At 39.2% G+C, this 21,100-nt stretch carries 20 protein-coding genes; 2 read left to right on the top strand and 18 right to left on the bottom strand.

What is annotated here, in order from left to right:
* Positions 1–28: 28 nt before the first annotated feature.
* Positions 29–1,144, bottom strand: a complete 1,116-nt coding sequence (locus DWW81_RS12500) for a recombinase family protein (RefSeq protein ID WP_278308115.1) — start codon at positions 1,142–1,144, stop codon at positions 29–31.
* A gap of 236 nt (positions 1,145–1,380) precedes the next feature.
* Between DWW81_RS12500 and DWW81_RS12495 the strand changes: the two genes are divergently transcribed.
* Together DWW81_RS12495 and DWW81_RS12490 are read left to right on the top strand one after the other, a co-directional pair.
* A complete protein-coding gene (locus tag DWW81_RS12495) occupies positions 1,381–1,881 on the top strand; it encodes an RNA polymerase sigma factor (protein ID WP_117878543.1) in 501 nt (166 codons plus the stop codon).
* On the top strand, positions 1,868–2,629 hold the full coding sequence (locus DWW81_RS12490) for a hypothetical protein (protein WP_117878541.1): 762 nt from the start codon (positions 1,868–1,870) through the stop codon (positions 2,627–2,629). Before DWW81_RS12495 ends, DWW81_RS12490 begins: the two co-directional genes overlap by 14 nt.
* Positions 2,630–2,682: 53 nt before the next feature.
* Here DWW81_RS12490 and DWW81_RS12485 read toward each other — a convergent pair whose 3' ends face one another.
* The 17 genes from DWW81_RS12485 to DWW81_RS12405 form a co-directional block, all read right to left on the bottom strand.
* Positions 2,683–2,934 carry a hypothetical protein gene (locus tag DWW81_RS12485; protein WP_117878540.1) on the bottom strand — a complete coding sequence of 84 codons (252 nt, stop codon included), beginning with the start codon at positions 2,932–2,934 and terminating at the stop codon, positions 2,683–2,685.
* A 163-nt stretch (positions 2,935–3,097) separates the two neighbouring features.
* Complete coding sequence (locus DWW81_RS12480; RefSeq protein WP_117898057.1) at positions 3,098–3,532, bottom strand: sigma factor-like helix-turn-helix DNA-binding protein; 435 nt, start codon at positions 3,530–3,532, stop codon at positions 3,098–3,100.
* Positions 3,533–3,697: 165 nt separating this feature from the next.
* Positions 3,698–4,516 carry a hypothetical protein gene (locus DWW81_RS12475; RefSeq protein WP_117898058.1) on the bottom strand — a complete coding sequence of 273 codons (819 nt, stop codon included), beginning with the start codon at positions 4,514–4,516 and terminating at the stop codon, positions 3,698–3,700.
* 26 nt (positions 4,517–4,542) lie between these two features.
* Entirely contained in the window at positions 4,543–6,753 is a 2,211-nt protein-coding gene (locus DWW81_RS12470; protein ID WP_117898059.1) for a hypothetical protein, read from the bottom strand.
* A 12-nt stretch (positions 6,754–6,765) separates the two neighbouring features.
* The gene (locus DWW81_RS12465) at positions 6,766–7,623 is read right to left on the bottom strand and encodes an ABC transporter ATP-binding protein (RefSeq protein WP_117898060.1); all 858 of its coding nucleotides are present in this window, start codon (positions 7,621–7,623) and stop codon (positions 6,766–6,768) included.
* Entirely contained in the window at positions 7,620–8,777 is a 1,158-nt protein-coding gene (locus DWW81_RS12460) for a hypothetical protein (RefSeq protein WP_117898061.1), read from the bottom strand. The genes DWW81_RS12465 and DWW81_RS12460 overlap by 4 nt, the downstream gene beginning before the upstream one ends.
* Positions 8,752–10,386, bottom strand: a complete 1,635-nt coding sequence (locus DWW81_RS12455; RefSeq protein WP_147339002.1) for a DUF3502 domain-containing protein — start codon at positions 10,384–10,386, stop codon at positions 8,752–8,754. The genes DWW81_RS12460 and DWW81_RS12455 overlap by 26 nt, the downstream gene beginning before the upstream one ends.
* A gap of 462 nt (positions 10,387–10,848) precedes the next feature.
* On the bottom strand, positions 10,849–12,114 hold the full coding sequence (locus DWW81_RS12450) for a GHKL domain-containing protein (RefSeq protein ID WP_181982964.1): 1,266 nt from the start codon (positions 12,112–12,114) through the stop codon (positions 10,849–10,851).
* A gap of 54 nt (positions 12,115–12,168) precedes the next feature.
* Positions 12,169–12,909, bottom strand: coding sequence for a LytTR family DNA-binding domain-containing protein (locus DWW81_RS12445; RefSeq protein WP_117898064.1), 741 nt, complete (start codon positions 12,907–12,909; stop codon positions 12,169–12,171).
* A gap of 173 nt (positions 12,910–13,082) precedes the next feature.
* Positions 13,083–15,809: a MobP3 family relaxase gene (mobP3, locus tag DWW81_RS12440; protein ID WP_181982748.1), complete on the bottom strand. Its 2,727-nt coding sequence runs from the start codon at positions 15,807–15,809 to the stop codon at positions 13,083–13,085.
* A gap of 23 nt (positions 15,810–15,832) precedes the next feature.
* Complete coding sequence (locus DWW81_RS12435; protein WP_117898066.1) at positions 15,833–16,330, bottom strand: hypothetical protein; 498 nt, start codon at positions 16,328–16,330, stop codon at positions 15,833–15,835.
* Between the two features lie 75 nt (positions 16,331–16,405).
* Positions 16,406–16,810 (bottom strand): hypothetical protein, encoded by a 405-nt coding sequence (locus tag DWW81_RS12430; RefSeq protein WP_117898067.1) that lies wholly within the window; start codon positions 16,808–16,810, stop codon positions 16,406–16,408.
* A gap of 354 nt (positions 16,811–17,164) precedes the next feature.
* Positions 17,165–17,401 (bottom strand): DUF6103 family protein, encoded by a 237-nt coding sequence (locus DWW81_RS12425; protein WP_117898068.1) that lies wholly within the window; start codon positions 17,399–17,401, stop codon positions 17,165–17,167.
* Positions 17,402–17,420: 19 nt separating this feature from the next.
* The gene (locus DWW81_RS12420) at positions 17,421–18,401 is read right to left on the bottom strand and encodes a hypothetical protein (RefSeq protein WP_117898069.1); all 981 of its coding nucleotides are present in this window, start codon (positions 18,399–18,401) and stop codon (positions 17,421–17,423) included.
* Positions 18,401–18,595: a hypothetical protein gene (locus DWW81_RS12415; protein ID WP_117898070.1), complete on the bottom strand. Its 195-nt coding sequence runs from the start codon at positions 18,593–18,595 to the stop codon at positions 18,401–18,403. The genes DWW81_RS12420 and DWW81_RS12415 overlap by 1 nt, the downstream gene beginning before the upstream one ends.
* Before the next feature lie 57 nt (positions 18,596–18,652).
* Complete coding sequence (locus DWW81_RS12410) at positions 18,653–20,488, bottom strand: DUF87 domain-containing protein (protein WP_117898071.1); 1,836 nt, start codon at positions 20,486–20,488, stop codon at positions 18,653–18,655.
* The gene (locus DWW81_RS12405; protein ID WP_147339001.1) at positions 20,478–21,071 is read right to left on the bottom strand and encodes a hypothetical protein; all 594 of its coding nucleotides are present in this window, start codon (positions 21,069–21,071) and stop codon (positions 20,478–20,480) included. Before DWW81_RS12405 ends, DWW81_RS12410 begins: the two co-directional genes overlap by 11 nt.
* Between the last annotated feature and the right edge of the window lie 29 nt (positions 21,072–21,100).

Raw genomic sequence — 21,100 nt, 5'->3', positions numbered from 1 at the left:
TTATTATACTTTGATTGTTTTTTATGTGTCAAGTTTTATTATACAGGATTACAATGTATTTAGCCTCGTCCAAAAATCCCTTTGTCTTAAGCCTTGCGAGGATATGAGTTTGTTCACGAAACTTAGCGATTTCCTTGTGTATGTCCATTACTTGTGTTTTACCAGTGAACTCTTTCAGCTTCAAATCCTGCAATGATGTTTGAAGCGGTTTAAGGATAGTTTTGTAATTGCAGAAAAGCTTGTTGCATAGTCCTATAAATATACTATAGATCAATTCTTGTGGAATTGCCTTTAATTCGCAATCTGCTGCATTTATATTATGTTTAGAGCAAGTCCAGCATACCGTGTTATTTATTTTCTTTCGTCTAAAGGAACTACCGCAATTTCCACACTTGATTTTTCCACTCAATGGGTATTTAGCTGTTTCGCGGCAGCCCATCGATTTGCGAATTGATATAAGGTGCTGAGCTTTTTCAAATATATCCTCGGATATTATTACCGGCATCGTTTCCTGTACAAGATACTGATCAAACTCACCCTTGTTTTCTTTTTGCTTAAACGGGAAGTTGTCAGTGGTGTAAAACTTCCGAAATACAGACCTGCCGGTATACTTTTCATTCATAAGAATATATCTTATGGTATTTTTACACCATATAAAGCCCTTGCTGCCTTTATCAATGTGTTTTTTGTTAAGTTCCTTCGCAATAGTTTCCATACCTATACCATTTATATACTGCGTGAAAATATCTCGTACAATTTTCGCTTCATTTTCAATAGTGACTATATCTTGCTTCCTTCTCATATACCCATACGGCAAAGAGGGCGGATTAAAAGTACCGTTCTCCATTCGCTTTTGAACAGACCACCGCAAATTCTGTGAAATAGAAGTCGATTCTTCCTGAGCCAGACCGCCCATAATCGTTATCATCATCTCGTCAGTCATATCGGCAGTATCGATGTTCTCTTTTTCAAACAGCACCGTTATGCCTAAGCTTTTCAGCTCTCTGATGTTTTTCAGACAGTCTTTGGTGTTTCGGGCAAATCGGCTGATAGACTTTGTATATATCCTGTCTATCTTGCCTTTCCGGCAGTCGCTTATCATTCGCTGAAATTCATCACGCTTGTCCTCACGAGTACCTGTTATTCCCTCATCTATCTAAAAGCCGTCTCTGATACAATTTTATTTTTACAGAAAAACGGGTTCAAATTTCTCGGACGGGTTCAAATTTTGTAACCTTTCCGTAGATAAGGCTCGGAATTTTCAATTTTATCATATTGCTATCAGAAACTGGCGTTATAATGGTTTCTGATATTTTTTCTTTTTTATCCGACACTTTGGCGTTCTCAATTGTATTAGTAGTGAAAGGAGGGCAAGGCAAGATGTCAAAATCTTTGTTGCGTACGGACAAAGAGATTGCGGAGATCTACAAACGCCACAGTAAAACTGTTTATCGCGTCTGCTTTGCTTACATGAAAAATCCTGCTGATACCGAGGATGCAGTTCAGGATACATTCTTCCAGCTAATCAAGAGCGGTCCCGCTTTTGAAAGCGAAGAACACGAAAAGGCATGGCTTATCAGAACTGCCACGAACATTTGCAAAAATGTCCTGCGGCATTGGTGGCGCAGACACGAGAACATCGAGGATTTCTACAATCTCCCCAGCTCAGAAAATATCGAAACAGATGATATTTTCCAAGTGGTTATGGAACTCCCCGAAAAGTATAAGACCGTGGTCTATCTGTATTATTATGAAGGATATACCAGCGTGGAAATCGCAGGCATCCTGAAAAAGCCGCAATCGACAATCCGTAATTATTTGCACGAGGCTCGTGCCATCCTCAAAGAAAGGTTAGGTGATGATTTCGATGAAGAACAATAAAATCATTACTTCTTGGGACAAAATCGAACCGAGCGATTCTGCAAATGATCGTATGCTTTCTGCGATTTTAGAGAAGAACCGTTCTGTTCATGACAGAAAGGATAAGGTGAACTATATGTCACAGAGAAAGAATTTCAAAAAGTTCCTGATTCCAGTTGCCGCTTGCCTGGTAGCCATAGTCGCAGTAACAGGAATTGTTGGCAGCAATATGGGATGGTTTGGTTCTAAAGGTTATACTGTTAATCTTGCAAACGGTGACTCCATTGTCTATCACATCGGAAGTACCAACGTGGCAAGTATTCATGTCGGCTATCCCGTTTCATCGCGTAAACTGACAGATGCAGAATTGGACGCCATACTTCCTGAAACCACTGAACGAAGATCAGCCATCGGAACTTTCCGAGAGGAAAACGGGGAGCTGCTCCGAGTCGAAGGAAAACTCGGTGATGCGACAATCATATTTGCCCAGGATAATTTTCCAATAAGCGATGTGGTTCTGGAAGGAAACGAAAGCAGCTCATCGGTAAACGGAATTCCTGTCACTACGGGATACTTTGTTACCAGTCCCAACAGCAGAGGTGAGCAATCCGCAATATTCTTCGCTTCGTTCTCTATTGGAAATACGAATGTCTATGTGGAGTGTTATGGAGACAAAAGCGATGCAGATGCGGTAAGTCAAGAAACGGCAGATTTGATTTTCAGCATCATAACAAAAGGTGAGCCCGATTTTTCGGCTATTACAAAGTAAGACAGAAAAGCTCCCCACATCGGTTCAAAGTGAGCCGTTGTGGGGAGTAATCTTTATACTCGGATTTCCAATCCGTTATGGAAGGTAACCCGGATGTCATCTTTGCCGTAGACCGTGATGAAGTCGCACATTGCGTACCAGGTGCCTTCCTCAAAGTAATCGACCTGCTCCGGCAGCGACCGCAGCACCTTCATGAAGTTCTCCATCATCTGTCTCTGAGCCTGCCGCTTGGTTATCGCCGACTGCGTTTCATCCAGTTTTGCCTTTGCTGCATCGAATTTTGAAACGTCATATTTATCGCTCATCCTTTCGGAGTCTTGGCGTATGGTTTCTTTGGCTGCCGAGATTTCATACCGGCCGTGTGATTAACATACTTACAGAGTTGATATTCTATTGTCAAGTTACTTGGAGCTTTTATTCTCCTTACACTTGTATAGGGGTAGAAGTCGGATATTTAACAACCGTTTTTTATTGCAATTTTAAAAGTTTGTTAAGTTTGCACAAAATCCTACGTTTCTTTTTGTTAATGTTTTGCTGAGTGGTATGTAGAAAACAAGCGACCTCGTTTTCCGTTTTATTTTCAAAATATATTGCAAAGATCAACCTTCGTTCATCATCAGAAAGTTCATTCAGACAACTATACAGCTTTTCGCATTTAATATTTTGTATCACTCTTCTTTCGACGTCGTCATTTTCTGTTCGGAACTCCTGAAAGTTTTCAAGTTCTCCGTTAATGTTTCCTTTCAACGCAGAGAACTGGATCTCGTGCTTATAGAACGATTTATTGTTGTCATCAATATTCCATTGGGTTCTATTGTAATATGTGCGGATCTTTTCGCTTACTTCAATTTCAACGTATCTTTTGGTTATGGTGTCATAAACACTTACTATGTTTTTGCTCATTTTTTATTCCTCCGTTTTGATTTTCTTGTTTTGAATCAAAACGAAGGCTTATGGATATTTGGCAATATAGCATTGCCAGTTCTTAAAAATGGGCATAAAAAAAACTCCATTTCGTTCTAATCGAAATGGAGAAAAATTTGCAATGTAAATTTATATCCGTCACAACTATTTATCAAATTTAAGTTCTTTAAGCACACTCATTATATTTAATAAGTTCTTCATTGTCCACTTAGTTTTAAAAGCATGACATACTAGTTCTCTGTTGCACTTTTCTGCTATATATTTTACTTCTTTTAATTTAAATATTCGTCTGCATTTTATAAGGAATGCAAGATAAAGAACAAATAAAATAGCAAAACTCAAAAAAAGTACAAATACCAAAAAGCTATTAATATTAATAACACTTGTATTCTCTTTAATTGCTTCTGAAACTGAGTTATACAACCAATATCCTAATGTCATTGATACAGCAAAAAAAGTAATTGTCAATGAAAACATAATGGTATTACTGTTTCCATTAATAAAATTATCTATCCAATCGCTATTGATTATATACGGAATATTTCTGTTCTGATCAATTATATAAGAAAGCTTTTTATTTTTGCCGTCGAAATTGTACTTATTTTTCAACAGTTTATTTGACGATGAAATAAAGTACTGGTTTGTGAAAATTATCATTTCATTTGATATACGCATTAAATTATGAATATACCGAATATACTTTTCTTCGCTGTCAATATTCTTTCCATCAATAAGCTCATCAGAATAGAATAAAAAATCATCATAGATTCTATTGAATTTTTCATACAATTCCGTTTTTTCTTCTTTATATTTATCTTCTAGTAAACAGATTGCTAACGGAGTACCATTACTTTCATCTCTCAGAATAGAATTACAGCATATGAATTTGCGTCGTGCTTCTTCAACTTTTGAAATTCTGCAATAATAGTAGTATTCGCTATAAACTGTTGAAAAGTTGCTCATTGTATTTAACCCTCCCATATAATTCTTCACAAATTTCCAATCAAAATCGGATTCAACAGCACATAATCAAAGAACCCGATCCCCAGCAGTGAAAGCAGAACAGGCAGAACCAGAACCGCCGTGCTTGCAAGAAACGCAGAAATAACGCTTTTAAGCTTGCTCGACAAAAAATATATTATCAGCATAGCGAACACAAGTGCGACATATCTGCCGATACTTATGAAGATAAGATATCCTTTTATGCTCATACCCCAATTTGAAAAAGCCTCAAGTGAACATATAGGAGCGTCTATTCCACGTGTTCCGTATGCGTTCAGCACGTTGTAAAAATACGGAGAATAAGTCAGGACATAAATTATCGTGACAATAATTAGTCCTATCGCAAACTTTCGCAGGAACGTGTCTTCTCTGCCCTTCGCCGAGGTTTTCAGCAGCACGTTCGCACCTGTCTGATACTCGGCGGCATAAACGTAGGTAAGGCAAAGTATCACCATTGCCATTGCGGTAAGACCAAGGGTCAAGTCCTTGTTGCCTGCACTTTCGTCGCCCGTCAAAAGCTTATAGCCGCTGTCGTAGACAAATTCACCGTTTTCTGTTGTACTCAGATACTCAGCGTGAGCCTTGACCTGCTCGAATGCGTACTGCGGAGCAAGTATATCCTGATACTTCATCATTATGAAAACGCCGTCGCCCTCTGAGTTCGCCATTTCTTCTGACATTTTCATTTGTGCGTCGGCAAATTTCTGATCTTCCTCGTTTATCATTTTCTGTTTTTCGGAAGTGTATTCGCCCTCAAATTTAAGCATATACTGCTTGTAATAAACCTCGTCTGCTGACGAAAAGCTCTCGCTGATAGGAGAATATGAAACTGCGGTGATGACTGCAAATGCTATCAAAATCAGCAGAGCCTTTCCGCCGATAAAGACCTTGTAGCACTCTTGCAAAAAGAGGTTTGTCGTCCTGCCCTTGAAAATGTTGAACTTTGCAAGACTGAATTTTCTTGTGCGGCTTTTTATCACCCTTTGCTTTGAAAATATCAGTACAGAGAGTATGGAAATCACAATCAGCAATACCAACGCCGAGCTGACAAATACAGCCATATAGTTGACAGGTTTTCCGAAAAGGTTGAGATTGAGATAGTTTGCAAAAAGATCTTTTGTGTTGGCGTATGCAAGAATATTAATGTATTTCAGCGGACAAAGATAGCTCGTGCTCGGTATGGTATAGTACAGCACAGCTTCCGCCGCTATGGTTATCATCAGCGCACCGTATACCTTTACAGCGGTGTTCGATACCACCGTCACAAGGTAGATGATCGCTGCAAATACGCAGTAAACTGCAAGTTTCGCCGCTAGGAAAAGTGCAAAGTATTGCAGTACAGATATTTTCAAATTACTGCCGTTAAATTCGTATACCGACTGTATCTGCCTTGACAGATTGCCGAAGCCGTATGTAAAATATGAAATTGCGAAGTTCACGGCGTAAAGCAGGATCTCAGCTGCCATCGCCGCCGCAAAACAGGTGAAAAGCTTTGCGATACCGAGCGGCATTCTGCCCTTGAAAGTCGTGCGCGCGAGGGTTATCTGGTCAAGCTCTTTTTCACGGGTGACAATCGTGACAACCACGGTCATTATCATCAGTATTGCAATAAGGTCTGTGGCGAGAAAACCCGTTGCCATTGAAACGCCCTTTGAGGGTGCGGCGGTGAGCTTAGAGCCTTTGAGGTGGGCGAAGTCCGCAGGCGTTCGTGCGATATTTTTGTAGCTGAAACTGTCAGGGTCAGCAAACAGCGAAATGCCCGTCATTTTCCGTGCGGTGCTGTCGATATTTTCAAGATAGCTGTCATAATTTTCGCAGGCTGATATCTCCTCAAAAAGGCGGTCGGTCAGCTCTATTTCGGGGTAGATATCGTTTGTAAATTCAAGATAGTCCTTGTTTTTATAGCTTTTCAAAAGTTCCTCAGCGTTGCAGTTTTCCTGCGAAATATCCTCTCCAAATGACAGCCTTTGTATCAACTCAAGCTCCGTTTTTTTCTGAGAAATTTGCTTAAAAGCGTCGTGTGTGTCAAGCCCCTCGAGGGTCTGATAGGCGGCTTTGTACTGCTCAGGGGTGTATTCCAGCGTCTGTTTTGTTTCGTTTATATACAGCAAAACGCCGTTGAGGAGCAGCAGAACGGCGAAAATTGCAATAGTTGTGCGTTTGCAGAACGCTTTTATCAGTTCGTTTACGAAGATCATTAGCTCGCCCCCTCAATCGAAATAGTAGAGGTAGAGGTCCTCAAGGTCGGGCTTGCAGGTTTTGCATTCGTAAGTTGGCGGCTGTTCGCTGATAACACGGACGTAGATATTTTTCTCGTCCTTTGAGATATTTCCCACCTTGTATTTTGCGGAAATTTCGTCCAGCATACTCTCGTCGGCGGTTATCTCGAACACTTTGCCGTCGATCTTTTCGCAGAGGATATGAGGCGCACCGCTGTCGATTATCTCGCCCCTTTTCATCAGCAGGACTTCTTTTGCGATAAATTCGATATCCGAAACGACGTGGGTGGCTATTATGACGATCTTATCGAAAGCTATTTGTGCCACTAGATTTCTTATACGGATACGCTCCTTCGGGTCAAGACCTGCGGTAGGCTCGTCGAGGATAATGACTTTCGGTTCGCCGAGCATAGCCTGTGCGATGAGGGCACGCTGTTTCATACCGCCCGAAAAGCCGCCGAGGCGTTTGTTTCTGCTGTCCTGCAAGTTGACAAGGTTGATTAGCTTTTCTATCTGCGGCTTTGCGTCGGCTTTTTTCATACCTTTAAGTGCTGCCATATAGTAGAGGAAACGCTCTAGGGTAAAATTTGGGTATATACCCTGCTGCTGGGGCATAAAGCCCAGTATTTTTCTGAAGTCGGCATCCATTTTGGTAATATCCTCGCCGTCAAATCTCACCAAACCCGATGTGGCTTTAAGATTATCGGTGATGATATTCATAAGCGTGGATTTTCCTGCGCCGTTTGGGCCAAGCAGACCGTACACCCCTGCGGTGAACTCATAATTGAAGTTTTGAAGGGCAGTGAAGCTGCCGTATTGTTTGGTGAGGTTTGTTAGGGTGAGGTTCATTTTGAGTTCTCCAATTCCGAGACAGTTTTCTTCTCATATGCGGGCGTACCGCCTGTTCTGATAATAACCTGATCGCCCTTTATGGCGGCAATGTCATATGTATCTGTGAGTTTTGAAGTGGTCTTGTCGCTTTCTTTGAAAAGATACTGACTGTTCTCGCTGTCTATGAGTGCATAGCCGTTTATTGTTGCAATATTTGTCACGTTTGTTCCGTCATCAATGCCCTCGATAGTCTGCTCTTTGCCACTTTTGTCAAGATAGCATGGCTTGTCGTCTTTCACATAGTAATAGCAGTTGTCAGATATTGCAGACGGCTCAGGCATGGCGTTTTTCTCCACCTTACCACTTGAAATATCATAGGAAAGATACTGGTAATCATACTCCGCCTTATCGTTATACTGCTCGATAGCTTCACTTTCAGACAGTCCGTTTTTATCTGCAAAGTCCTGCAAACGTTCCATAAACGGACGATCATCTGCCGCCTTTGATGTACGGAAAATGAGCTTATTATCCCACAAGCCATACACCCACGCACCGCAGCTATATCCCTTTGTGACTTCGCCTATATTATTGACTTTTCCGCTGTCAAGAGCCACCGAAACCAACTCCAGTGACGGCTCTAGTTCTTTAAAATCCTTGTCATAAGGCTGGTTAGTCATGACAAGATACGCTGTGCTGCCTACTATCGCCATTCTATCATAATCATTATAGCTAAGCCCGTCAATCTCAGCGACCTGCTTTTCATTAGCACCATTTATGTCAGAACAAAACATCATGGTATTTGTTGTATATGTTCCGTCATCTTTGGTTATTATATCGGAACTTCTCAGATAATAGAGCCTTTTATTGTAAATAAAAGGGTGATTGTCCTTGCCATATGCAGTGCAATCAGAACCCTCACGATGTTTGCAAGAAGGGTCGTCGCACACAGGGCTGTCCTCAAGGGTTGTCATATCCACAAAGTCAAGACGTGAATTTTCCTGCGTGGAAAAGCAAATGTTATTGTCATAGTCTGCACATTCATAAACAGAAACTATCCTCCACTTATCTGCCTGTGCGGCGTTGCTGTCCTTATTTTTATCGCTTTTACCGCAAGCGGTCAGGGTCATAGCTGCCGCTGACAATATGCTAATTATCTGTATTGTGTGTTTCATTGTACTCCTCCAGCTGTCTGTTTACCTCGTCAAGAATATCCTGCAAGCCTGCGGAATTCAGATCATCGTTCAATTTATCTAAATATTCTTTACCTGTTTTATATTCCTTAGAAGGAAAATCAGAATCAATAGTCTTTAAAACCTTATCAACAGCTAAAATTTTATCAGAAACATTTGTAGTGTCAAAACAAAAGCCAACACTCTTTGATAATTTAAAATCTGTTATTGCCTCGTGGTACTTTTCATTTGAATTAGGGTCATTAACACCATAAAACGGATATCGTATCAATCTGTTTTCGACACCCATTGTATTATAATACCCATATGGTTTTATGCAACCATTTATAATGTCATAATCAGTACCAAAACACAAGAGATCATTCAACTCTTTATTTGTCATGACCTCGCAGATAGCGTCAAATGCAAGATACTTGTTGTCTGATAACGCACATATGCCCAAAGCTTTTGAAGAAGTATATATTTTATTAGAGTATTGCGGATATATAGTGTATGATTCAGTTGAGGCATAGCTCGTTTGCAAACCGTATTCTTGGCTCGTTTTAAATTTGTTGTTTGTATAGCCACCGCATAATGTAGAATTTATAGAGCCAAAATATGTATCTATATCATTTATATTATCATTGACAGGGTTGACTATAACGTCATTTGTGAAACCGTCGGATATGGTATTGAAAAGATTTTTTGCATAATCGGTTTCGTAAATATTCACGGCGTGACCATTATCATCGATGCAAATATTATCAGTTATAAAATCATAATTTGAGTATAATTGCATAAATCCGTGCATTCCGGCGGTAAATTTCCAACCTCTGGATTTGCACAGATCAATAACTTTCTGGAGTGATGTATCATATTTTCCTAAAAAATCATCAAGATCTATACTGTTTTTATCAACTAAATCAGCATTAAGCTCATATCCAAGATCTTCTTTTAAGCAAGACAACGAACCGTCGATACCATAAATTTTGCCGTTTATCATTAAACTCTTCCAATAATTTGTTGACATTTCGGCATAAATTTTCTTACCGCACTCGGTGTTTTCAAGGTATGTATTTAATGGTTCGAGAAAATTATTGTTGACACAATTCTGATATGGATTATAGAATGTATCAAAGCCTTGATATTTAAGCCCTGTATCAATTATATCGAATTTCTCTCCATTATCAAACGCATCTGACAATAGTTGTGCATATGAGGTTATAAAGTTAGAGTTATCATCTACCATATCAACGTCATATGTAAGATTTTTGAAACACAATACATAATTTTTATTGTGTTCAGATAAATACGAATTTACTTCATCTTCATATCGAATATTTTGGTCACTTACCCAAACAAGCACAGACTTATCGGGATATTGTTCTTTGATTTTTTCGTATCTTTTCTCAAAACTATAAATCGGAGTATCGTCTGAATAATAGTATTCAACTTCATCATCAAGGGTATCATCTGTTTCATAAGAACTTGTATTGTCATTTGAACTGTAATCTGAGATCTTGCTTATTGAGGAAATATCAGAATTGCTTGCACAACCCGTTATCATTAAACAACTTAGAATTATCGTTAGTCCAGATCTATATTTTTTCAATATACAACACTCCTTCGTTCAATAATTCGGGCATAGCTTTCACTATGCCCAAATAAAAACTAATTAAGACACATATGATCCTGTTTTATTTAATGTTCTTTTAGAGTAACCAGTTGCTGTATGTGTTGATGTGACCGAGCTCCAACCATGTCCCTTTGTATTGGTCAAATAACACGTTACACCACTGGTCGCACTGCCATTACCATATCATAAAATTCAAAATTATCGATACTAATCTTTTCATTACTTCCACCAAGTCTTTTATTTGCTATAATATACAATTTATTTACACTCAAGTCAAGCAATTTGGCGTGACGTGTAAGTTTTTGTCGTGAAATACAAAAAGAGAACTGTCCACCATATAAAAACCGGCGTAACAGCTCTCTTTTTCGTTATAAGTTTAACTTGTTTCTCTCAATTTGCTATGACTTAAATTTGCCAATACAAAGAGATTTTAACGTTTTACAGTAAAGTTGATTTTAACGTTATCAAACATGTGAACATTTTATCCGATTCGTAAAATTCACATCTTCCCTGATATTTTTCTGCAATCTCTCGTATTATTTTAATTCCCCACCCATGCTTATGTACATTTAATTTTGTTGTTTTAAGGCTCGGATTTCTTTTTAAAACAGACTCATTTATTGCATTTCTGACTACTATTCTATATATGTCCATTGTTTTACTGATGTCAAGGTTAATGAACCTTTCTGACTCGTCAGTTATTTTTTCACTAGCCGTTATAGCATTGTCAAGCGTATTGCTTAAAATATGAAGCATATCAATATCATCTATACCATCAAAGCTCTTAATGCAGCTGCAATTTGTTCTGATTCCTTCTGTCGCTGCGACTGCAAACTTAGAATTTATAATAGCATTTACAATATAATTGTCTGTATTTACAAAGCTTTCACTGATTGATATAACGTTAACATATTTCTCTATGTACTTCATTGATTCATCTGCGTGTCCTTGAACTATCATTGTATATACAGCGGACAATTGATCTTTCAAATCATGTCTAATCTTTCTTATCGAATCATATTGCTGACTTGCATTCTCTATATATTGGTGACTGTATTGCTCTTGGATCTTTAAAAGTTCCAGTTCTTTTTTCTGATTATTTTTCACAGAAATAGAATCAATCATATAAAAGATTATAATGTTAACTGCAACTATCGTTAAAATCAATAAGTTTATATAGAGTCTCTGCGTTGAATCAATAGCTATCAAATGAAGTAAGAACATCATAATAATGGATATTGCAAGTATTAATATAATAGCGATCCACTCAACTGCATTAAAGTTCTCAGAAGTCGTTGCCAATAATTTCAGCATCAACTTTACTGAAATAAAGAATAATGCCTGTGCAAAAATCAATACCGTAAAACGAGCAAATCCGGATTCCGTAACTATTTCTTTTATTGACATTGAATTTACTGATGAAACAAAATTAAGCGTAATTATAGATATTAAAGAAATCATAACAAGAGGAACAGTGGCTGCAAACAGTTTTTTTATTATACTGCCTTTTCTGTTCACTAGGGCATAGAGAAACAAAGCCATTAAGTAGCAGACAATTCCAAGAATGCCCTCAAAAATCGTTAAGTAATTCATTACGGTTATCAGTAATCCGAGCGTACAGAAACACAATGCAAAAGCAATAATGTTTTTCTTAGTGCTTTCTGTTTTCGGAGGCAAAAACTTATATATAAAATAAGTTTCCATAAAACCTTCATAGAAATTTATAATCACTTCAAAAGCAATCCATATTATACTCATTTATATCGTTTCCCTCAAATATTTTGAAAAATCGGTATCAACCATGTGTTTGTACTTTCTACTCATTGTAAGTCTAAAACCTTGCTTAAAAATAACTTCGTCATTTTTCATATCCAAATTAAAAACATGACTAAGATTAACAAGATACTTTTTATGAACTCTCGAAAAATCGTATTCCGCAAGCTCACTTTCAAGGTCACCGATAACTGCACGTACTTTAATATGAATCTGTGAACCATACTCATCCAAGATACAATATTTCACATGATGATTGTCACTTTCAATATACAAAATGTCTCTGTATTGAATGCAGATTCGCCCATGCTCTTCATCGCTCAAAATTATTTTTTGGTGCTGCTTTAAATAAACAGAAAGCTTGTTTAAGACATTAACAACATCTTTATTTAATCTTGAAACGCTAGACTTTTGTATAAAGTAAAACGGTTGAAATTCCATGCTTCCGTACACCAGTTCGTTGTGATTTGTAACAAATATTATATAACAATCCCTTCTTTGTTTTCTTAATATTTCTGCAACATCAAAGCCTGTGAATTCAGGCATATCAATATCCAAAAAAATCACATCAAAAAATAAACGTTTGTGCTGATTCAATAAACGTTGACCATTATTGAAACATTGAACATTTATATCTTTAAAATAATCTCTTGCACTTTCAGAAATTATTTTTTTTAATGTTTCTAAAAAGCTCTCATTATCATCACAAACTGCGATTTTAAGCATATCCTTCACCACCTTTGTATGACATTATATCAAACATTTTTCACTAAATCAATACACCTTTTATTAATTATGTTATAAAATCACTTACATCTGTATATAAACGCTTGGCTTTGCAATAATTGTCACCAAACAATCCGCCATTCAAACATCTATATATTCCGGAATTAATATGATTACTCATAGTTCTGAGCCTGCTCGTCCTTGATACCCAGTGACAGTTTTTTTTGACTTATCATTCTCCGCAGTCTGCTGTCAACTGTCCGTCTTACCAACTTATACTTCTGCGTATAGTCATCTTCGATGCACCTGCTGAGATTTACAAACAGGCTTAATATCGTATTCGCAAGCAGAACATTCTCAAACTTCGATATGTTGTCCAGCATAGCCTGTGCATATTCATTGCCATCGTTTGCGGACTTAGTAAACCATTCGATAGCTTGTTCCTCATCCTTTGTAAGTTCCGCTGCCCCGAAAAGATAGATCCTGCCAAGCTGATAACTTGCCCAATGATTTTTGGCAGCACAATTCTCGAAAAAATTGACAGCTTTTTGTATATCATACTTTCCTTCCTGCAAATACAGCTTTGCAAGTGCATACTGCGTATACTCGCTATCTTCTGCCAAGAGCAAATACTTTTCTGCTTTGTCCAGATTTTGAGGCATTATCTCGCCCTGCAAATAAATTTTTCCTAGCCTGTAACAAGCAATGACATCTCCGCTGTCCGCACACTCGGTAAGCAAGGCTATTCCCTTTTCAATGTCCTGTTCCAAATGCTCTCCTGAAATATATTCAAGGGCAAGGAATCTTTTTGCATTGCTGTTTTTAAGTTTGACAGCTTTCTCAAGGATTTTTAATGCACTATCCGTATCTTGCGGAATGTGTTCACCTATCAAAAGTGCTTTGCCATACTCAAACAAGCCGTTCTTGTTATTCATTTCAGCTGAACGTCTGAAGTATTCGATCGCTTTTGTAACGTCTGAGTTTGTTCCAAGTCCAAGCTTGAACATCTGTCCCAATTTGTAAAAGAGATCGTCGTTCGCCATATCATTGTTTTCGATTTTCAAAAATCCCGACAAAGCTTGTTGGTAATATCGCTGTGCTGTATCGTTATCTTTGGTGACATACTCTCCATACCTGTACATTTGAGCGATAGAATAAGCCGCATAAGGCTGCCCCTGAGAGGATGATCTCTGATACCAAAGAAAAGCCTGCGACAGATCTTTCTCCACACCGCTGCCATAGTAATACAGATTTGCAAGGCTAAATTGAGCAAACTTGTTTTTCTGTTTTGCCGATCTTTCAAACCACTCAAAGGCTTTTTCATAGTCCTGCTCCGTACCAAGACCATAGCAAAACATTTTACCTATACGATACTGAACATATGGCTTTAATTTCTTTGAGTTTGGTTCTATTTGCAAAAAGCCCTGCAAAGCCTGTGTGTACTTTGCAATAGACATTTCTTCGTTCCTTTCGCCAAGCTTGTCGGTAGAATAAAGCTTTCCAAGATCGTAAACAGCCAAAACATTTCCACGCTGTGATTCAGATAACAAAAGCTGTTCTGTTTTCTTAAAATCATTGAGCTTAGCGTCTTTGCCATAGATAAGCTTGCAGGCTTTTTTGTATTGATCGTTCCATTTGATATAGTATTTTATTGCCGCAGCCGATTCGTCTGTTTCTGTCTCTGCCAACGGTTCTGCTTCATCAAACAGAGGTGACATACTCTGAGGTGTATTATCAAAGTATTCATCATTTGGTTCAGATCCTTCAATTTCAGTATTTGCATCAAATGGTTTCATATTAAGTACTGTACGAATTATCATATTTCGGACTGACCTAAACTCCTTGTTGTCAACAAGCGGCGGGAATTTTAATTTTGCAGACGAATAGACATCGTGCTTCTGTTGTTCCATTTCGCACCAAAGTTCATACATCTTTTTTATTGATTCGTTATCCGCAAGTTTTGAAAAAATATCATCAACAGTTTTCTTAACATCGGTTTTCATATAACCATAAACTTTTTTGCCCTTTGAACTTTTCAACTGACTATGAAGTTGAAAAATCAATTTACAAAGTTCGTCGCCCCCGCAATCGTCATATTTTAATTCTTCAGCAAGCGACTTCATAAGCGTTTTTGAGTCCTCTTTTAGCAAATTGCGTAAATCTGTTTGCTGTGCATAAAGATGATGAAGCTCGTCCGAATAAATATCATTTGCAAATCCGCTGCGGATCTTTTCAATACCGTGATTAGTTAAAAAGCCCTCACGTTCGTTTGTTGAGTAAACGATGATATGTACATGAGGATTGGTTTTCTTATCATGGAAAGCTGCATACCATTTTAGGTTTGCCATATCAATTTTCTGCTGTTTTGCAATGTTGGGAACCTGCCGCTTGACAAGTTCACGCCAGGCATTCAAGTTATCATAACCCATTGCTTGAGCGTTATCTCTGCGAAGTGAAACGACATGAGTCCAGACATTACCGCCGTGATTTGCGATCTCTTTTGCGACTTTTTCAAGGTCAATAGGTTCGTCCGATTGCGAGAACAAACCGTGTGAGCCAAACTTGACTGTGCCGGGACGGTTGGCAAGATAGCCAACGTAATTTTCACGGTTAGTGAGCCTGTCCATGTTTCGATCTAAGATTTCAGATATGAGTGCAGAATCGTTTTTTACAGTGGGATTCTTCTGGTAATCTTCGTACTCGAATAAATCCTTGCTGTCGGGGAAATCCTTAAGCAGAGATAAAATAAGCTCCTGCTGATTTTGGGTAGCAGGAGCTGTTTCGTTATTGGTTGTTGTAGGAACAGAACCCTCACGGGTTGCAATGTATTTTACATAGTTTGCAAGCTTTTTCTTTGAACCGCTTTTTAGGTAGCGGCTTGTTACTATTAGTTTGGGCATTTGTTTTCCTCGTTTATTATACATCATAATTTCGTTATAAACTCACGAAAATAAAAATCATCTTTATCTTTTATATATTTCATATATTTTTTTGTTTTGAATAGTTTCTGAAATAGATTAAATTTTTTATACTCTCTGTCATATTTCTCTTGCATTAAACACCATCTACACTTAGTGCCTTCATTCACTTTGAGAACCGTATTCAGACGTACATTAAAACCTTTTCTTGATAATTTTGCAGTAACGCAAACCCTATGTTGCCCATCTGCAAATTCAAAATGATCACAATCCGTACAATAATAAGCAAGTACATCGGAACAGAATCCTGTAGTCATTAATATTTTAGCTATATTTCGACAATAATCAATAGAATTCTCTCTACATAATTGCTTCGTATCCTGTTTCATCAAGTCTTGAATTGAAATACCATTAAGAGAGCATACACCATGTGCTCTCATATAACAGCTATATTTATCTAATCTGAAATAGCAAGTTTTATTGACTGGATTAAAACTATTCATGGAAATTATACCTCTACTTTTGGAATAATTATAACATATTTTTATTATTATTTCAACCTATTGGCAGTAATACAATCAATCTTTCTGATACTCCACCGCATCCTCATAATCAATAATGCCGTTGATCTTACGAACCTCATTTACACACATTGCATGAAGATTTCTCAGAGTTTCATCATCCACATCGTTCATTGCTGCAGTCATATGCGATAGCTTTCCAAGCTCCACTGCGACTTTGAAAAGCAGACGGGCAAGCCGCTGTTCCGTACCTTTTATCTGTGCCTTGACCGTTTCGGTTATCATCGGAGAGATATAGTTCACGCTTTTTTCTTCATCAAGATAACCAATATAGAATTTGATAGCTTTTTCAATAAATTCACTCTGCGATTTGCAGTTATCATGTTTGTAATGTACCTCCACGTCTTTCAGCGTTTCGGGATATGCCCAAAGCGCAAATTTGACCTTGTTCTGAAAACTCATCTTTCATTACCTCCAACTCCTGTTAAAATGCAGTATTTTCGTGCCTTTTTGCCGATACAACCCCTAAATCTGAAAAAGGCTGAATTTACAACCCCTTTGCCCTAAGTTGTACAAACTTCGCAAAATTGCGGTCGGCTTTGCCGTCCGCTGTGAGTGTGTCGGGGCTACAACCCCGACACTTTAACTTGCAATAAAATATTTTCCCTCAAACCCACCCGAAATCATCTGATCCCTGCCATTCTCAAACTTTGCAACAAAACGCCCCAAATTCGCCCCAGCTGCCTTTAGGGTAAAGTTACCCCACTCATGCTCTGAAAACGCCACACGAGGGCACACGGTGCGAAGGGTGGCGAATTACTGCTCGGACAGCTTTTCCGTTTCGGCAGGAGCAGTGATCTTCTGCTTTCTCGCAGGCTTTCTGTCCGACATCATATCAATAAAATCTCTCACATTCTGCGGCACTACTTTGCTGTAGAGCTGTTCAATGTACTTGTCAAGCTCTGCTGCAAGAGTTGTACTTTTCTGCTCAAGGTACATTTTAATAGCCGAGAGCTTTTCTTCGTTTACATTTACCGTAACTGATCTTTTCATTCTATCAACCTCCAATCTGTTATTCTGATGAACTTTCACCGCTCAAACTTTCAATAGCGTCCTCCACCTCCTGAGGATATTCTATCCCCATATAGGTGCACCAGATTGTCCAGCTGCCATTTGAAACAGGCTCTTTTGTGACATAACCGCAATCGGCAGAGGAGAAAATCACCTCTCCGTTTCCAACATAAATTCCGTGCTGACTTCCGTCAAACACCCCTATCCCGATGACTTCTGGCATAGTATCTATACCGCCTTGCTCGGTGTAAACAAGAGTATCATAGCCGGAATCAAACACCTTTTCCATAGGATTGTAGTTTAAATACCCCAGCACAAGCCCTGCGTTATCCGCATAGCGTATTCTGTCATTTTCGTTTCTTTCACCCATAAAACCATTCATATATCCCCAGCCTGAGATGTAAGCATTATCAGCCCAAGCCGCAAGATCAACACAATTTTTAGTGCTTGTGTCTGTAAACATAAACGCATTTATGGTGCTGTTCATTACAAAAGTGTATGTGCGGACAAACTCATCATAGTCAATATCCAAACCGTAAGTTGAGTTTATCGCCGCAATTAAATCACTGTCATTTGGAGCAACGACAAACAGATTGGCATAGGATTCGGCATTGAAATTCTGAACATCTTCAAAGTAAGACATATATATCAGCTGAGCCTTGATCGTCTGATCTCTCACCCCTGCATTTGTCATAGCGTCCTCTATTGCCCGCCCTTGATTTTGAATATTTGTTATCTCCGCCTGCTGTTCGCTGTCCAGACTCTCAAACAAAGCTGACTCTGTAAACAGATTTTTGTCTATGTCAGGCGGTTCAATATTCATACTTCCAATACCTGATATCACAGCTATAGGCAGGAACATAAGCCCCAGAAAGCCGGCGATGATACTGCCGACTGCCACAAACAGCTTTCCACGCTTGTGTTCATCTCCGAGAATATATATGGCTATCTTTTTCACCGCCGCCGCAACTGCTGCCGACATCAGATCACCTCACGAACTTCAAATTCAGTAAACGTACCCTGCGTTTTCATTTCTATGCCATGCATATATTCAAGTGCACCACGCTCCGTTGCAAACAAAATGGGCTCGCCGTTATGACGAACCCAATCCTCAAATATATTTCTGCTGTTCTCAGCATAACGTGTTTTCCATATGCCGTATTTTTTCTTCTGCATTTTTTATCGACCTCCTATTGTAGTCAAACTCAAATTTTACACCTGGTGCGAACAGTTTTATCTACCACCCGCCGAACCAAACAAAGCCGCCTTGTAATCAGGAGCAATGACCTGCAGCAGATACCTCTCATTACCGCACCGATACAGACAAGTCCCTCTTTCGGGATACTTGATAAGACTGTACTCTGACTCTTCCAACTGTAAGGTGTCAATAAATGCCGTCGGCGAGATATTTCCCGGATTGAACAGAAAATGATGTGCCGGAATAGAAAACAGCGGCTTGGTGAACTCCTTTATCTCAGGCAGCAGAAAGTCCTCGATATTCTGACTTGCCAGAATAAACGAGGACTCTTTCTTACGCACACGTTTCATACCGTTACGAATATATTCTATCGCCGTCATATTAGTGAGGAATAAATACAGCTCATCAACTGCCGCAACAGTATTTCCTTTGCCTAAAAGCTGATCAGACATATATGACAAGATGTTGAACAGCAGAGTATCTTTCAGCCGCTTGTTCGTATCCATAAGACCCTTTACGCCGAAACAGATAAACTCACCGTCCTTGATGTTGGTGCATCCGTTGAAGTACTTCGACTCTGCTCCTTTGCACATACTGTGCAGTCCAAGACAGATGTTCTGTAACATTTCTTCGGTATAGAGATGTTTCTTCCCGTGATCGAATGCCATAAATTCCTTTTCTATGAGTTCGTATAGATCGCTCATAATCGGATAATCCTCGTTTTTCTGCGTACTGAAATCCGTAAAATCATCTATGCCGAATCTTGCGTACAGCTTCATCAGCATAATTTCGATCGTATCTATCTCTGCGTCTGTGAAGTCCTTGTACGCTCTGAAAAAATCCTTGAGATAGCTGATGTGCTGACTGAGCCTTGTGACCTTTCGGAAGGTTTCCGGACTGTCATCTGTGGACCTTTCTCCGTCTGACCACGCTTTCGGTTCAAGAGGATTTATCATAAATTCTCCCGACATCATATCGATATACGTTCCGCCAAGGTTTGAACATAAGTCTTCGTATTCATGTTCAGGGTCTAAGACCAGAACACTTTTCCCTGCCTCACGCTGATTACATAAAAGCAGTTTCATCAGATACGACTTACCCTGACCGCTGTTGCCGAGGATCAGGATATTGCTGTTTGTCTTGTCCTCGGTACGCCTATCAAAATCTACAAGCACATTGCTGCCGTACTTATCTCGCCCGATATAGAATCCGTTTTCATCGGTCTTGCCCGAATAGTTGAGGGGATAAAGATCAGCCACCGAGCTTGCAGGCAGCACTCTTTCAAACTGACTTGCGAACACATTATTGCCTGTGGGAAGAACAGAAAGAAATCCCTCTTTCTGTCGTAACAGCAGTCTGTCAACGGATATTTTGGAACGTGTAAGCTCCATTTGGATATCGGCTTGCAGTTCTTTCAGCCTGTCCTCAGAGCTTGCTTTTAGCTCAATAAACACAGCCGTATGCAGAAGAGGTTCTTTGTTTCTGCGTAGTTCGCTTATCAGCTCCACCACATCATTTATGTTATCCTGAGCCTTTATGCTCTCGTTCACATCATTTACAGTCGTCATCATATGATTTTTCCTCATTGCCTGCTGCACGATCTTTCGCTGTTCTGCGGCGGTAACAAGTCTGTCATATATCCTCAGCGTAACGCCGTTTCTGTCGGCAAGGTGAGCAAGTATAGCAGTTTCTTCTGTGCTCGGCGGATACTCAGTCACAGCCCAGACGCATCTGAAACTGTTTCCACAGATGTAGTGATCTGTGTAAAAGCGTATAATGCCCGGTGCAATGCGGTCAAAAAAGTCCTTTGTATCGATGACTTCAAGCTGTTCTTCTGACAGTTCTTTTTTCTTTTGCTTTCTACTTCTCATTAACAGTCACCTCCTGTTTTTCCAGATCAAATTCATTCTCTCCCTCAATATCGGGGATATCATCTCCGGAAATGCTTGTTCCGAAGTACAAAGCCAGCATACGCTTGATCTCCGGCTTACTCATTCTCCTAGCCGCAAAGCCGTGCTCCGATATTGCCTTATCTACACGATTCAGCGTGCTGAATATCTGCTCGTCCTTTTCACGTCTGAAACGCACCGCAAACATAAACTGCCTCGCTGTCGACATCTCAACTTGTATCTCGTCGAGAAAATCATAGTCCGCTTGCAGCAGTTTTATGACCGCCTCGTTCTGCTCTTTTTCAAGCCTTTTCCTGAGATGATTTTTATTGCTGTCAAAACACTCGCAGGAGTCCAATGCCAGTATTTCTAGGTCAGGTATGGTACTCAATAACATCATAAGATGATGTATTTTGACGTCGATATTAGCTGCTGACAGCACGGATATATTAGTAGGTTCTACGCTGAAAAACGAAAGCTCGGCTTTGTCGGTCTTTACACCGAAACGAGTAAAGCGTTCAAGACCTATCAAGCCCTGAACGCTGTTTGGTTTTGTCAATATCACTTGACACATTTTATTCGAACAAGAATTAT

This window comes from Ruminococcus sp. AF17-1AC, from assembly GCF_003461385.1.
GTDB lineage: Bacteria > Bacillota > Clostridia > Oscillospirales > Ruminococcaceae > Hominimerdicola > Hominimerdicola aceti.
This window is presented reverse-complemented; position numbering and strand designations above follow the sequence as displayed.

What these genes read in the sequence shown, in the direction of transcription:
- mobP3 (WP_181982748.1), bottom strand. Translation starts at nt 15,809, where the DNA reads ATGCCCAAACTAATAGTAACAAGCCGCTACCTAAAAAGCGGTTCAAAG.
- DWW81_RS12470 (WP_117898059.1), bottom strand. Translation starts at nt 6,753, where the DNA reads ATGATCTTCGTAAACGAACTGATAAAAGCGTTCTGCAAACGCACAACT.
- DWW81_RS12450 (WP_181982964.1), bottom strand. Translation starts at nt 12,114, where the DNA reads ATGGAAACTTATTTTATATATAAGTTTTTGCCTCCGAAAACAGAAAGC.
- DWW81_RS12445 (WP_117898064.1), bottom strand. Translation starts at nt 12,909, where the DNA reads ATGCTTAAAATCGCAGTTTGTGATGATAATGAGAGCTTTTTAGAAACA.
- DWW81_RS12475 (WP_117898058.1), bottom strand. Translation starts at nt 4,516, where the DNA reads ATGAGCAACTTTTCAACAGTTTATAGCGAATACTACTATTATTGCAGA.
- DWW81_RS12415 (WP_117898070.1), bottom strand. Translation starts at nt 18,595, where the DNA reads ATGCAGAAGAAAAAATACGGCATATGGAAAACACGTTATGCTGAGAAC.
- DWW81_RS12490 (WP_117878541.1), top strand. Translation starts at nt 1,868, where the DNA reads ATGAAGAACAATAAAATCATTACTTCTTGGGACAAAATCGAACCGAGC.
- DWW81_RS12430 (WP_117898067.1), bottom strand. Translation starts at nt 16,810, where the DNA reads ATGAGTTTTCAGAACAAGGTCAAATTTGCGCTTTGGGCATATCCCGAA.
- DWW81_RS12480 (WP_117898057.1), bottom strand. Translation starts at nt 3,532, where the DNA reads ATGAGCAAAAACATAGTAAGTGTTTATGACACCATAACCAAAAGATAC.
- DWW81_RS12420 (WP_117898069.1), bottom strand. Translation starts at nt 18,401, where the DNA reads ATGTCGGCAGCAGTTGCGGCGGCGGTGAAAAAGATAGCCATATATATT.
- DWW81_RS12485 (WP_117878540.1), bottom strand. Translation starts at nt 2,934, where the DNA reads ATGAGCGATAAATATGACGTTTCAAAATTCGATGCAGCAAAGGCAAAA.
- DWW81_RS12425 (WP_117898068.1), bottom strand. Translation starts at nt 17,401, where the DNA reads ATGAAAAGATCAGTTACGGTAAATGTAAACGAAGAAAAGCTCTCGGCT.
- DWW81_RS12410 (WP_117898071.1), bottom strand. Translation starts at nt 20,488, where the DNA reads ATGAGAAGTAGAAAGCAAAAGAAAAAAGAACTGTCAGAAGAACAGCTT.
- DWW81_RS12495 (WP_117878543.1), top strand. Translation starts at nt 1,381, where the DNA reads ATGTCAAAATCTTTGTTGCGTACGGACAAAGAGATTGCGGAGATCTAC.
- DWW81_RS12460 (WP_117898061.1), bottom strand. Translation starts at nt 8,777, where the DNA reads ATGAAACACACAATACAGATAATTAGCATATTGTCAGCGGCAGCTATG.
- DWW81_RS12465 (WP_117898060.1), bottom strand. Translation starts at nt 7,623, where the DNA reads ATGAACCTCACCCTAACAAACCTCACCAAACAATACGGCAGCTTCACT.
- DWW81_RS12435 (WP_117898066.1), bottom strand. Translation starts at nt 16,330, where the DNA reads ATGAATAGTTTTAATCCAGTCAATAAAACTTGCTATTTCAGATTAGAT.